The sequence below is a fragment of the Kocuria salina genome, from assembly GCF_013368965.1.
Classification (GTDB): Bacteria; Actinomycetota; Actinomycetes; order Actinomycetales; family Micrococcaceae; genus Kocuria; species Kocuria rosea.
Genome location: NZ_SSSF01000002.1, coordinates 402,321 through 411,487 on the forward strand (window position 1 = coordinate 402,321; position 9,167 = coordinate 411,487).

Consider the following 9,167-nt stretch of genomic DNA (forward strand, 5'->3'; position numbering starts at 1 on the left):
GGCATGGACGTTTCGGACTTCAAGACCCTGTTCGGCGACGACATCCGGGCCTGGCTCGACTGGGGTGCGGTGGACGACGAGAACTCCCGGATCGAGGACCTCGTGATCTCGTCCCGGGAGGAGCTCGCCGACCTCTACACGGTGTGGCATGTGGACCCCGAGGGCAACCCGGGCGAGTGGTCGCACCCGCAGCACCGGCCGCTGACCCTCGCCGAGGCGGCCGCGAAGCAGTGGCCGGAGGACCGGCAGGGCAAGATCGATCACATGCGCCAGGAGTTCGCGGAGGAGTCGGGGCCGGTCCAGCTCACCGTCCCGGCGTACCGGACCGAGGGCTTCCTCGTGGTCCTCGACTCCAACCACCGCCTGGTGGGCGCCTACCTCTCCGGGGCCGACCTGCGCGTGCTGCTGGTCGTGCTGGACGGGCCCTCGTCCTCCCAGGTGCTGCCCGCCACCGCGCAGATCGAGAACGACCAGGCGGAGCGGAACTGAGACGGTCCACGCCGGACCGGTCCGACCCCGGGACTAGCATGAGCCCATGAGCGACGACGCCCGCCCCGAGACCCGCTGCCCCGTCCCGCACGGCGACCGGCGCCGGACCGCCCCGCCCGGCGAGCGCAGCGTGCCGCGGGTGGAGGTGCTCGACGGCGTCTGGCACGTCCGCTCCCTGCCGATGGTCCGCCAGGTGCTGCGGGAGGCCGACGGCACGGTCCAGGCCGGCTTCAGCGCGGAGACCGCCCGGCAGGGCCTGACCGGCGACCACCCGCCCGTGCTCTACGCGGACGGTCCGGAGCACCGGCGCCAGCGCACCGCCACCGCGAGGTTCTTCACCCCGGCCGCGGTGAGCCGCCGCTACCGGGCCCTGATGGAGGAGCGCGCCGACGAGCTGGTCGAGCGGATCCGGCAGGACGGCGGGGCCGAGCTGTCCGCGATCACCCTGCGCTACTCCGTGGAGGTCGCCGCCCAGGTGGTGGGGCTGACGAACTCGGACATCGACGGGATGTCCCGGCGCCTGGAGCGCTTCTTCAGCGGCCCCGTGACCGGCTCCGCCGGTTCCCCGCGGCGCCGGCTCCCCGCTCGTCTGGGCGCCGTCGCCGGGGCCCTGCGGCCGATGTGGGCGATGACCGCCTTCCAGCTCCGGGACGTGCGCCCGGCCATCCGGGCCCGGCGCCGTCAGCCGCAGGAGGACGTCGTGTCCCACCTGCTCGCGGAGGACTACACGGACCGGGAGATCCTCGTGGAGTGCCTCACCTACGCGGCCGCCGGCATGGCCACCACCCGCGAGTTCATCGCGGTGGCCGCCTGGCACCTGCTGGAGGACGACCGGCTGCGGGAGGAGTACCTCGCGGCCGACGAGCCGGCCCGGCACGGGATCCTGCACGAGATCCTGCGCCTGGAACCGGTGGTGGGCCACCTCTACCGCCGGACCACGCGGGAGCTGGTCCTGGAGGACGGGGACGAGCGCCACGAGGTGCCCGTCGGGGCGCTGCTCGACCTCTACGTCCGCCAGGCGAACACCGACGAGCAGGCCCTGGGGGAGGACGCCCGGCAGCTGTGCCCGGAACGGTCCCGGCCGCGCGGGATCCGGCCCGAGGCGATGTCCTTCGGGGACGGCGCCCACCGGTGCCCGGGCGGGTTCCTCGCGATCCAGGAGACCGACGTCTTCCTGCAGCGCCTGCTGCGGCTGCCCCTGGAGTTCGCGCACCCGCCGCGGGTCTCGTGGGTCGAGCTGATCGCCGCCTACGAGGTGCGCGACGTCGTCCTGCGGGTCGGCGCCGGTCAGGGGTGGCGCACGCCCTCCCCGGCGAGCACCGCCCGGTAGCCCTCTCGGTACGTGGGGTGGCGCAGCTCGACGCCGGACTCCCGCAGCCGCCGGTTGGACAGCCGCTTCGAGCCCCGGCGCGGCGCGTCCGCCTCCGGGACGTCCTCGGGCCGGGGGACGCCGAGCTCCTGCGCCAGGAACTCGAGGACCTCGAGCTCGGGCACGGGCTCGTCGTCCGTGCCCAGGTACAGCGTGAGCGGCTGCGCATCCATGGTCAGCAGGTGCACGGCCGCCGCCGCCGCGTCGTCGCGGTGGATGCGGTTGGTCCAGGCCGCCCCGGCGGCACCGTCCCCGGAGCGCACCTTGTCGATCAGCCGCGTCCGGCCCGGCCCGTAGATCCCGGACAGCCGCAGGACCGTGCCGTGCGGGAACTGCTCGTGGAACAGCTCCTCGGCCTCCAGCAGGATCCGCGCGGTCGGGGTCGAGGGGTCCGGCGGGGTGTCCTCGGTGACCTCCCCGCCGTCGGCGTCCCCGCACACGGCGGTCGAGGAGACCAGCAGGGCGCGCCGGGGCAGGGCCCCGGCGGCGCGCAGCCCGTCGAACAGGTGGCGCAGGCCGTCGACGTAGGCCGCCCGGTAGGCCTCCGGCGTCCGCCCGTCCGCGGCGGTGGCCACGACCAGCAGCTCGACGTCGCCCGGCAGCTCGGGCACCTCGGTGCTCAGGTCCACCGCGATCCCGGTCAGGGGCGGCGGCAGCAGCTCCGCACGGCGGCGCAGGCCCAGCACCTCGTGCCCCTGCCCGGCCAGCCGCAGCCCGATCTCCGTGCCCAGGTCTCCGCATCCCGCGATCACCACGCTCATGGCCCCGATTCTCCCACGTCCCGGACCGGGCGCCGCAGCGCGGGCCGGTCCTGTTCCCCCGGCGGCGGCGGCACCGTAGGTTGGAGGTGGCGGCCGGGCACCCCCGGGCGGCCGAGGAGCACGGAAGGGGTCGACGGTGGAGTGGTACCGCAAGGACGTGGAGGAGCTCGCCCCCGAGGACTGCTGGGACCGGCTGCGGGCGGACGGCGTCGCCCGGCTGGCCGTCGTGGTGGACGGGGCGCCGGAGATCTTCCCGATCAACTACGTGGTCGACCGCGGGACGATCGTGTTCCGCTCGGGCCTGGGCACGAAGGTCAGCGGCGCGCTCGAGGGCCTGGCGGTGGCCCTCGAGATCGACGGGCACGACCCGGCGACCGCCACGGCGTGGAGCGTGATCGTGAAGGGCGGCGCCGAGAGCGTCCGGCCGGGCCACGCCCTGATGGAGGCCCTGCAGCTGCCCCTGTTCCCGTGGCAGGAGGGGATGAAGGACCAGTTCGTCCGCATCGTCCCGACCGCCGTGACAGGCCGGCGCTTCACCATGGCCGACCACGAGGCGTGGAACTCCCGGGCGGCCGTCGGCCGCCGGACCCCGGGCGGGTCCGCCCGCTGGACCGAGGCCGGCTCCGGCGGGTCGTGACGGCCCGGGCCGGCTCCCGCGGAGCGGGCCGTGTCGGGACGGGGAGGCCTCCGTGCCCGGTCAGTAGGGTGGGGACATGACCGCGCACACCGTCTACACCGTGGGCCACTCCACCCGCTCCGCCGAGGAGTTCGTGGCGCTGCTGCGGGAGTCCGGGGTGCAGCAGCTCGTCGACATCCGCACGGTGCCGCGCTCGCGGAAGAACCCGCAGTTCGACCTTGACGCGCTGCCGGGCACGCTCGCGGAGGCCGGCATCGGGCACAGCTACTGCAAGGGCCTTGGCGGGCTGCGCCCCACCTCGAAGGACTCGGTCAACACCGCCTGGCGCAACGAGTCCTTCCGCGGCTACGCCGACCACATGCTGACCGACGAGTTCCGGGCCGCGCTGGCCGGGCTCGAGCGCCTGGCCGAGGACCGCGTGGTCGCGATCATGTGCGCGGAGGCCGTCTGGTGGCGCTGCCACCGCTCGCTCGTGGCCGAGGCCCTGCTGGTGCGCGGGCACGACGTGCAGCACATCATGGGCCCCGGCAAGCTGACCCCCGCGACGCTGCGGGACTTCGCCGTGGTCGACGGAGACCGGATCACCTACCCAGGAGGAGAACCATGCAGCACCTGAACGAGATCGCCCTGCAGCACCTGAACGAGGCACGCCACGCCCCGCACGGGCGCAGCGCCGAGCAGCTCCTGCACCAGAAGGTGCTGCGCCAGACCCTCCTGGCCCTCAAGGAGGGGGCGGTGCTCGCGGAGCACAACGCCCCCTACGCCGGGAGCCTGCAGGTGCTGCACGGGCGGATCCGGGTCTCCTCGAGCGAGGACCTGGTGCTCGGGGCCGGACACCTGCACGTGATCCCCGCGGAGCGGCACTCCGTGGTGGCCCTGGAGGACTCGGTGTTCATCCTCACCGCCGTGACCGGCATCGAGGACGCCGCCGAGTAGCCCCGCAGCGGCCCGGGGGAGGAGCGGGGGCGCTCAGCGCCGGCCCAGGTGCTTCTCCCGGCGGTAGGCGATGAACACGCCGGACACCGCGATCATCAGCATCATGGCGGCGATGAGCGCGAGCGTCCATGCGCCGTCGATCAGGGCGACGACCAGCAGGACGAGGGCGATCGCGGTCAGCAGGAGCTGGAAGATCAGCACGGGGCAGCCTCCGGTCGGGAACAGGGGTCCCGTCGAGGCTACCCGAGGCGTCCGCGGCGCCGGACGCCGGGGCCGGGCGCATTCCCGGTTTCGCCCTCCGCGTGAGCCGTGTCCCTGCGGCCGGGAGGGGGCTAGCGTCGGGGGAGAACACCACGTCCCCTCACCACCCCAAGGAGCACATCCATGTCCCGCACAGCCATCATCGGCGGCCACGGCAAGGTCGCCCTCGTCCTCGCCCAGCTGCTCAAGACCGGCGGCAACGACGTCACGAGCATCTTCCGCAACCCCGACCACACGGACGACGTCGAGAACACCGGCGCGTCCCCCGTGGTGGCCGACGTGGAGCAGCTGTCGGTCGCCCAGCTCGCGGACCTGCTCGAGGGCCAGGACGCCGTCGTGTGGAGCGCCGGCGCCGGCGGCGGCAGCCCCGAGCGCACCTACGCCGTGGACCGGGACGCGGCGATCCGCGCGATGGACGCGGCCGTGATGGCCGGCGCCAAGCGCTTCGTCATGGTCTCCTACTTCGGCGCCGGCCAGGACCACGGCGTCCCCGAGGACGACCCCTTCCACGCCTATGCCCAGGCCAAGGCCGACGCCGACGACCACCTGCGCGCCTCCTCGCTCGACTGGACGATCGTGGGCCCCGGCGCCCTCACCGAGGACGAGGCGACCGGCAGGATCGACGTGTCCGCGGGCGAGCGGGACGGCGAGCACCGGACCTCGCGGGCCAACGTGGCGCTCGTGGTCGCGGCCGTGCTGGACGACCCCTCGACCATCGGGAAGACCATCGAGTTCTCCGACGGCCACACGCTCATCACCGAGGCGCTCGAGGTGCAGCCGTGACCGCCTGAGCGCACCGCACGAGGGGCGGCCGCCGCGCACCGGGACCCCGGGCGCGGCGGCCGCCCCTCGCCGCAGGGCCCCTGACCAGGAACGGCGCAGGGTTCCTAGGCCAGGAAGTCGGCCGTCCCCAGGACGCGTGCGGTCGCGCCGGGCCCGGTCGTACCGGGGCCGGGCGCGTCCAGGGCGGCGATGCGGCGCTCGGCGATCCGCCAGCCGTCCGGGGTGCGCACGAACAGGTCCAGCTGGTCCCCGCCCAGCGCGGTCCCGTCGGCGCACACCACCAGCCACTTGCTCCAGGCCCGCACCCGGTCCGGGGCGAGCCGGCGCAGCACCGTGTCGGTGACCAAGTGGGGGTCCCGGGTCTCGGCCAGGGTCCGCTCGGCGATCTCCGCGGGCCCGCGCGCGGTCCCGCCCGGGGAGACGACGACGGCGTCCCCGGTGAACACCCGGTCCAGGTCCGGCCAGGCGCGGGCGTCCACCACCCGGGCGCACCGGCTCAGGACGGTGCCGATCTCGAGCGCGTCGGCGGCGGGCACCCGGTCCCACCCCGCGCCCGGTGCGGGGCTCACCGGCGGGCCCGGTCGGCGGCCGCGAGCACGGCGTCGTCGAACATCGCGTAGGCGTACGGGGCCGGCGCGTAGCCGCCCTCGGCGAGCGCCGCGGAGGCGGAGTCGTTGCGGGGCGCCACGGTGCGCCGCTCGATCCGCCACCCGTCGGCGGTGCGGCGGAACGTGTCGATGTAGTCGCCGCAGGCCACCCTCCGGTCCCACGTCAGCAGCAGCATCCTGGACCAGCACACGGCGGTGTCCGCGTCCACGGCCTCCACGATCGAGTTCAGGGTGTGCGTGGCGGGGAAGCGGGCGAGATCGACGGACTCGACGAAGCGCCGCACGCCCGCCGGGCCGTCGAACTCCCCCTGCGGTGCGCTCAGGCGGACTCCCGGCACGAACACCTCCCCGAACATGTCCCACTGGCGGTTGTCCAGCAGGTGCGAGGAGAAGCTCAGGATCTCGGCGATCTCGATCCGGTCCTGGGCGCTGAGCGCCCCGATGGTGCTCTCCGTCGTGCTCTCCGCGGTCTGCTCCGAGACCTGTGTGTCGTCCATGGTCCTGCTCTCGTCCTCTCGTCCTTCTCGTGGGCCGGCCGGCCGGGCCGTTCCGGCGCGCCGGCGCACGACAAGCGGTTCCGCCCATGATGAATTCCCGGGCCCGGCCGTGCCACGAGGCCCGGTCGTTCCCTAATCTGACCACATGAGCACCCACCAGGATGACATCCAGCACATCGTCGAGTTCGTGAACCGCACCCGCGTCGGCATGCTCAGCACCCGCGAGGCCACCGGCAAGCTCGTCAGCCGCCCGATGACCGTGGTCGACGTGGCCCCGGGGGAGGACCTCAACTTCTTCACCAGCCGGGACACCTCCTCGGTCCGGGACGTGGCGGCCAACGACGCCGTCAACGTCGCGTTCGTGGGGGACCACGAATGGGTCTCGATCTCCGGCGCCGCCGAGGTGGTCGAGGACCGGCAGGTGCTCGAGGGGCTGTGGTCCGACGCGCTGAAGGCGTACTACCCGGACGGGCCCGCCACACCCGGGCTCGTGGTGCTGCGCGTGCGCACGGAGACCGCCGAGCACTGGCGCAGCCCCGGGACGGTCGCCACCGCGCTGCGCTGGGCCAGGGCCCGCGCCACCGGGGAGCAGATCGACCCCGGCCAGTCCACGGTGGTGGACCTGTGAGCCTGCCCCCGATCCACCAGGGAGCCACCGCCGGGCGGGACCCCGAACGGCTGGACCTCGAGGAGGTCCTGCGCCTGACCGCCGTGGTGCACGGCTCCGTGCAGGGCGTCGGGTTCCGCTGGTGGACCGCGCGCCACGCGGAGCGGCTGGGCCTGCACGGCTCGGCGGTGAACAACGCGGACGGCACCGTGGGGGTGATCGCCGAGGGCCCCCGGCACGCCGTGCGGGACCTGCTCAAGGCCCTCAACGGCGGCGGCACGCCCGGCGCCGTGATGAAGGTGGACTCCCACTACGGCCCCGCCACCGGGGAGTTCCGCGGGTTCGTCACCGGCTGAGCCGCGACGCCGCGCCCCCGCCCGCGTTCTACGATGGGGGCATGGCTCACGACCACGCCGGGGACCGCGGACGCGCGGAGCACGACCACGGGCCCGGGTACTCGCACGCCGGCCCCGGGACCGACCGGTGGCGGATCGCCACCGCCCTCGGGATCACCGCGGCGCTGTTCGTCGTCCAGCTGGTCGGCGCCCTGTGGACGGGCTCCCTGGCGCTCCTCATCGACACCGCCCACGTGCTCACGGACGCGGGCGGGCTGCTGCTCGCGCTGATCGCCGCGCAGCTGACCCTGCGCCCGCCCAGCGCCCGGCGCACGTGGGGCTGGCGGCGCGCGGAGATTGTGGCCGCGGCCCTGCAGGCCGGGGTGCTGCTGGCCGTGGGGCTGTTCGTGCTCGTGGAGGGCGTGCGCCGGTTCCTCGAGCCGCACCCGGTGGCCTCGGCCGAGATGCTGGTCTTCGGCGCCCTGGGCCTGGCCGGCAACCTCGTGGCGATGGCCGTGCTCTTCGGGGGCCGGCGCTCGAACCTGAACCTGCGCGCGGCGATGCTCGAGGTGCTCAACGACGCACTGGGCTCGGTCGCCGTGATCGTCGCGGCCGTGGTCATCACCCTCACCGGCTGGGTGCAGGCGGACGCCGTGGTGGCGCTGCTCATCGGGGCGCTCATCGTGCCCCGCACCATCCGGCTGCTCGTGGAGTCCCTGTCCGTGCTCATGGAGAGCGTGCCCCCCGGGCTCGACATGGACGAGGTCCGCGGGCACATCCTCGAGCTCCCGCACGTGGTGGAGGTCCACGACCTGCACGCGACCCGGATCTCCTCGGACCTGCCCGTGCTCACCGCCCACGTGGTGCTCGAGGAGGAGTACTTCTACTCCGGCGGCTCCGCGGAGGCGCTGGGCCGGATCCAGCAGTGCGTGGCCGAGCACTTCCCCGTGTCCGTCCAGCACTCCACGATCCAGCTGGAGCCCGCGGACCACGACGAACCGGAGGTCTGCGCCCCCCATGAGCACTGAGCCCCCGAGCGGCGAGCAGCACTGCCTGGTCGTCTTCGTCCCCGCCACCCACGCCGAGCAGGTCCTGCAGGCCCTGGGCGAGGCCGGGGCGGGACGGGCCGGGAACTACTCCCACACCGCGTTCGTGAGCCGCGGCACCGGGCGGTTCACGCCGCTGCCGGGGGCGCACCCCGTGATCGGGGAGGTCGGCCGGCCCCAGGAGGTCGACGAGGTCCGCATCGAGACGCTGTATCCGGCCGCCGAGCGCGAGCGCGTGCTGCGGGCGATGGCCGGGGCCCACCCCTACGAGGTCCCGGCCTTCACCACCTTCCCGGTCCACGACCGGGGCCCGTCCTTCGACGAGCAGGGCCGGCTCAGGAGCCGGCCGGATCCTGCATGAGCACCGAGCGGATCAGGAAGCGCTTGCCCTCCGGCGCCTCCACCGAGAACCCGGAGCCGCGGCCCTCCACCACGTCCACCGTGAGGAGGGTGTGCTTCCAGTACTCGAACTGCTCGCGGGACATCCAGAACTCGAGCTCGGCCGTGGCCGGGTCACCGGGCAGCGTGAATACGCCCAGCAGCACGTCCGCCGGGCCGGTGAGGAAGTCCCCGGCCGGGTAGCACATGGGCGCGGAGCCGTCGCAGCACCCGCCGGACTGGTGGAACATCAGCCGCCCGTGGATCCCCCGCAGCGTCCCGAGCAGCTCCACGGCGGCCGGCGTCAGGGCCACCCGGGAGAACGTCTCGCCCTCGACGGCGGGGACGGACTCCAGGACGGCGGTGTCCCCGGCGGTGTCCCCGGCGGTGTTCCCGGGGATGTTCGCGGTGGTGTTCGTGGCGGTGCTCTCTGCGGTGTTCTCGGCGGTGCTCACAGCAC

The 9,167-nt window shown here is 74.2% G+C and carries 15 protein-coding genes; 10 read left to right on the forward strand and 5 right to left on the reverse strand.

Annotation, left to right across the window (positions count from 1 at the left end):
* Positions 1–3 precede the first annotated feature (3 nt).
* Both E7Z53_RS05990 and E7Z53_RS05995 read left to right on the forward strand, forming a co-directional pair.
* The gene (locus E7Z53_RS05990; protein WP_017833469.1) at positions 4–489 is read left to right on the forward strand and encodes a hypothetical protein; all 486 of its coding nucleotides are present in this window, start codon (positions 4–6) and stop codon (positions 487–489) included.
* A 46-nt stretch (positions 490–535) separates the two neighbouring features.
* On the forward strand, positions 536–1,819 hold the full coding sequence (locus tag E7Z53_RS05995) for a cytochrome P450 (RefSeq protein WP_176337383.1): 1,284 nt from the start codon (positions 536–538) through the stop codon (positions 1,817–1,819).
* Here the strand turns inward: E7Z53_RS05995 and E7Z53_RS06000 are convergent.
* Positions 1,777–2,619, reverse strand: a complete 843-nt coding sequence (locus E7Z53_RS06000) for an SDR family oxidoreductase (protein WP_017833471.1) — start codon at positions 2,617–2,619, stop codon at positions 1,777–1,779. The genes E7Z53_RS05995 and E7Z53_RS06000 overlap by 43 nt on opposite strands.
* A gap of 136 nt (positions 2,620–2,755) precedes the next feature.
* Here E7Z53_RS06000 and E7Z53_RS06005 point away from each other — a divergent pair, with 136 nt between their 5' ends.
* The 3 genes from E7Z53_RS06005 (at position 2,756) to E7Z53_RS06015 (ending at position 4,192) form a co-directional block, all read left to right on the forward strand.
* A complete protein-coding gene (locus E7Z53_RS06005) occupies positions 2,756–3,256 on the forward strand; it encodes a pyridoxamine 5'-phosphate oxidase family protein (protein ID WP_035928142.1) in 501 nt (166 codons plus the stop codon).
* A gap of 76 nt (positions 3,257–3,332) precedes the next feature.
* Positions 3,333–3,872, forward strand: a complete 540-nt coding sequence (locus E7Z53_RS06010) for a DUF488 domain-containing protein (RefSeq protein WP_017833473.1) — start codon at positions 3,333–3,335, stop codon at positions 3,870–3,872.
* Complete coding sequence (locus E7Z53_RS06015) at positions 3,860–4,192, forward strand: hypothetical protein (protein ID WP_017833474.1); 333 nt, start codon at positions 3,860–3,862, stop codon at positions 4,190–4,192. Before E7Z53_RS06010 ends, E7Z53_RS06015 begins: the two co-directional genes overlap by 13 nt.
* A 33-nt stretch (positions 4,193–4,225) precedes the next feature.
* On the opposite strand, the gene E7Z53_RS06020 is transcribed toward E7Z53_RS06015, so the two are convergent.
* Positions 4,226–4,393, reverse strand: a complete 168-nt coding sequence (locus tag E7Z53_RS06020) for a hypothetical protein (protein ID WP_017833475.1) — start codon at positions 4,391–4,393, stop codon at positions 4,226–4,228.
* Positions 4,394–4,576: 183 nt separating this feature from the next.
* On the opposite strand from E7Z53_RS06020, the gene E7Z53_RS06025 reads away from it, so the two are divergent.
* A complete protein-coding gene (locus tag E7Z53_RS06025) occupies positions 4,577–5,236 on the forward strand; it encodes an SDR family oxidoreductase (protein ID WP_017833476.1) in 660 nt (219 codons plus the stop codon).
* Between the two features lie 104 nt (positions 5,237–5,340).
* Here E7Z53_RS06025 and E7Z53_RS06030 read toward each other — a convergent pair whose 3' ends face one another.
* Both E7Z53_RS06030 and E7Z53_RS06035 read right to left on the reverse strand, forming a co-directional pair.
* Complete coding sequence (locus E7Z53_RS06030) at positions 5,341–5,805, reverse strand: nuclear transport factor 2 family protein (protein WP_176337384.1); 465 nt, start codon at positions 5,803–5,805, stop codon at positions 5,341–5,343.
* A complete protein-coding gene (locus E7Z53_RS06035; protein WP_176337385.1) occupies positions 5,802–6,341 on the reverse strand; it encodes a nuclear transport factor 2 family protein in 540 nt (179 codons plus the stop codon). Before E7Z53_RS06035 ends, E7Z53_RS06030 begins: the two co-directional genes overlap by 4 nt.
* 145 nt (positions 6,342–6,486) lie before the next feature.
* Here E7Z53_RS06035 and E7Z53_RS06040 point away from each other — a divergent pair, with 145 nt between their 5' ends.
* The 4 genes from E7Z53_RS06040 to E7Z53_RS06055 are packed head-to-tail and all read left to right on the forward strand — an operon-like array spanning position 6,487 to position 8,690.
* Positions 6,487–6,969: a pyridoxamine 5'-phosphate oxidase family protein gene (locus tag E7Z53_RS06040; RefSeq protein WP_017833479.1), complete on the forward strand. Its 483-nt coding sequence runs from the start codon at positions 6,487–6,489 to the stop codon at positions 6,967–6,969.
* A complete protein-coding gene (locus E7Z53_RS06045) occupies positions 6,966–7,304 on the forward strand; it encodes an acylphosphatase (RefSeq protein ID WP_017833480.1) in 339 nt (112 codons plus the stop codon). Before E7Z53_RS06040 ends, E7Z53_RS06045 begins: the two co-directional genes overlap by 4 nt.
* 41 nt (positions 7,305–7,345) lie before the next feature.
* Positions 7,346–8,311 (forward strand): cation diffusion facilitator family transporter, encoded by a 966-nt coding sequence (locus tag E7Z53_RS06050; protein WP_176337386.1) that lies wholly within the window; start codon positions 7,346–7,348, stop codon positions 8,309–8,311.
* Positions 8,301–8,690, forward strand: coding sequence for a hypothetical protein (locus E7Z53_RS06055; RefSeq protein WP_017833482.1), 390 nt, complete (start codon positions 8,301–8,303; stop codon positions 8,688–8,690). Before E7Z53_RS06050 ends, E7Z53_RS06055 begins: the two co-directional genes overlap by 11 nt.
* Here E7Z53_RS06055 and E7Z53_RS06060 read toward each other — a convergent pair.
* A complete protein-coding gene (locus E7Z53_RS06060; RefSeq protein ID WP_031283030.1) occupies positions 8,665–9,108 on the reverse strand; it encodes a DUF779 domain-containing protein in 444 nt (147 codons plus the stop codon). The two genes, E7Z53_RS06055 and E7Z53_RS06060, sit on opposite strands and share 26 nt — an antisense overlap.
* Positions 9,109–9,167 lie beyond the last annotated feature (59 nt).

Coding starts and splice junctions, on each gene's coding strand:
- E7Z53_RS06040 (WP_017833479.1), top strand. CDS start 6,487: ATGAGCACCCACCAGGATGACATCCAGCACATCGTCGAGTTCGTGAAC.
- E7Z53_RS05990 (WP_017833469.1), top strand. CDS start 4: ATGGACGTTTCGGACTTCAAGACCCTGTTCGGCGACGACATCCGGGCC.
- E7Z53_RS06025 (WP_017833476.1), top strand. CDS start 4,577: ATGTCCCGCACAGCCATCATCGGCGGCCACGGCAAGGTCGCCCTCGTC.
- E7Z53_RS06000 (WP_017833471.1), bottom strand. CDS start 2,619: ATGAGCGTGGTGATCGCGGGATGCGGAGACCTGGGCACGGAGATCGGG.
- E7Z53_RS06035 (WP_176337385.1), bottom strand. CDS start 6,341: ATGGACGACACACAGGTCTCGGAGCAGACCGCGGAGAGCACGACGGAG.
- E7Z53_RS06055 (WP_017833482.1), top strand. CDS start 8,301: ATGAGCACTGAGCCCCCGAGCGGCGAGCAGCACTGCCTGGTCGTCTTC.
- E7Z53_RS05995 (WP_176337383.1), top strand. CDS start 536: ATGAGCGACGACGCCCGCCCCGAGACCCGCTGCCCCGTCCCGCACGGC.
- E7Z53_RS06010 (WP_017833473.1), top strand. CDS start 3,333: ATGACCGCGCACACCGTCTACACCGTGGGCCACTCCACCCGCTCCGCC.
- E7Z53_RS06015 (WP_017833474.1), top strand. CDS start 3,860: ATGCAGCACCTGAACGAGATCGCCCTGCAGCACCTGAACGAGGCACGC.
- E7Z53_RS06050 (WP_176337386.1), top strand. CDS start 7,346: ATGGCTCACGACCACGCCGGGGACCGCGGACGCGCGGAGCACGACCAC.